Genomic DNA, 1,688 nt, shown 5'->3' with positions numbered 1-1,688 from the left:
GGCACGACCGGCTTCCGAAGGTTTCAACGTCTTCTGAAGTTACGGATTCAGGTTTGTAAATATATATTTATTATATTATTTCTAAATAAAGTAACTGGCCATTGAGCCAGCTCACGATTTTCCTATCTAAACGTAAGTATCACTTGAATACGCATTATGACAATAAGAGGACATTATTATGCCCAGTCCGATTGGTGTACCAGCACCCGAGATAACTCTGGCTGAATCACAAGAAAGAGATTGGACCATCGTAAGATGGTGCCATAAAGTTGCCGGTAGTGTTTCCAGTAAATTTGAAGACGGAAGTACCTTTGGTAAATGGCTCGGACGTACTGTTGTTGCAGTCTTCGTGCCGTTTGGAATCATTCCTTCGCTGTTGTGTGATGCCATCCATGGTATCGAAAGCCTTCTTGACTGGTATGTTGAAATGAAAGAAGCGATTGAAAAGAAAATTCCAAACGAAGCACAAATTGAAGCGCTGCAAGAGGAGAATAGAGCGCTGCTTATGGAAGTTGCTGTTGCAAAAGCGGAAATTATGAACCAAAAGTTTTTAAAAGCTAAAATTAGAAAACGTGCTGAAGAGGAAACTGAATCCCTTATTCGTGATGCCGAGAATGAAAAGGTTGCTCTCAGGGAGAAGGCAGAATTGGATAAGGCTGCTCTGATCAAGAAGGCAAATGACGAATTCCAGGCAGAGCGCACATCGAAATTACTTTTTATCAAACAGCAGGCTGATCTACTTGAAGCCAGCAATGCAAAAATACAAGCCCAGTCACAGATGCTTATAGAGCAGGAACAGAAATTGGCAGATCTGGAACAGAGACTGGATAAGCAGAACGGTAGAATCGAGGATCTCAATAATGAAATACCTCTGGCCATTAAAGACAACTCAATTAAAACCAATCCTGATGATCAGTAGCCAGAAATATTCGATTCCCTATGGCCAGCTACTCAATGGGGGAGATACGAATAAATCCGGCGAATAATCGTCATCATTCAATACCATTTCAGTGGCACATCTTTAAGATCATTAATAATTGCGAACTGAATAAAGTTGCTATCGCTACGTATTCTTTCACTCGCATACTTCAGAGCCATTGGACACTGTTTGATAGCGATCATTACAATTTCATCATTATTCCGAAAATCCGGGCTGGCATATTTCAGGTCCCCTGGTTGTTTTGCAATGATTGCTAATACCAGGTCTTTATCATTACGAACCCGTTGGCTGGCATACTTCAGCCCGTGGATCAACAGGGCATTCTTGATCTTTTCTCTATGATCCGGAACCGGCTGCCCCGGTGAAACATAAAACTCCGGGCTGTAACCAAATGATGGTTTTATCACAAAGTATTTATCTTTCAAGTGGTCATACACATCCCCAATCAGTAGAGTAGCCTTCCCGGGACATAATAATAAAAGATGATGAAAGAGTTGCCTGCGGGTATCTTCATCTATCTCATCACTCATTAACATTTCTCGAAGATTGCCTTTCGATTGTGCCAACCGTCGAATATGGTCAATGAATTGTTGGTGGTGTTTACCGAATAATTGGTAACAATCGGGCGTAAAGTCATGTACGGCGCTATAAACCATTGAGAAAAGGCAGTTTTGAAAGGTGAATCTATCGGCCTCTGTCTCAGCATCGCTTAACAGTCGTTGTGCCAGTAAGGTAAAGTTCCACTGTT

2 protein-coding genes are annotated in these 1,688 nt (G+C 41.7%); one reads left to right on the top strand and one right to left on the bottom strand.

Annotation, left to right across the window (positions count from 1 at the left end; translation table 11 throughout):
* Positions 1 to 178 precede the first annotated feature (178 nt).
* Complete coding sequence (locus tag KDK14_RS09740; protein WP_257264906.1) at positions 179 to 919, top strand: hypothetical protein; 741 nt, start codon at positions 179 to 181, stop codon at positions 917 to 919.
* Between the two features lie 77 nt (positions 920 to 996).
* Here the strand turns inward: KDK14_RS09740 and KDK14_RS09735 are convergent.
* Positions 997 to 1,688: DUF4116 domain-containing protein (locus tag KDK14_RS09735; RefSeq protein ID WP_257264905.1), on the bottom strand; the 692-nt coding region annotated here is incomplete at its 5' end.

The sequence above is a fragment of the Endozoicomonas sp. ONNA2 genome, from assembly GCF_024606365.1.
GTDB lineage: Bacteria > Pseudomonadota > Gammaproteobacteria > Pseudomonadales > Endozoicomonadaceae > Endozoicomonas.
This window is presented reverse-complemented; position numbering and strand designations above follow the sequence as displayed.

Bases quoted from the DNA above. Each gene is read 5' to 3' on its own strand.
- KDK14_RS09740 (WP_257264906.1), top strand. From the start codon at position 179: ATGCCCAGTCCGATTGGTGTACCAGCACCCGAGATAACTCTGGCTGAA.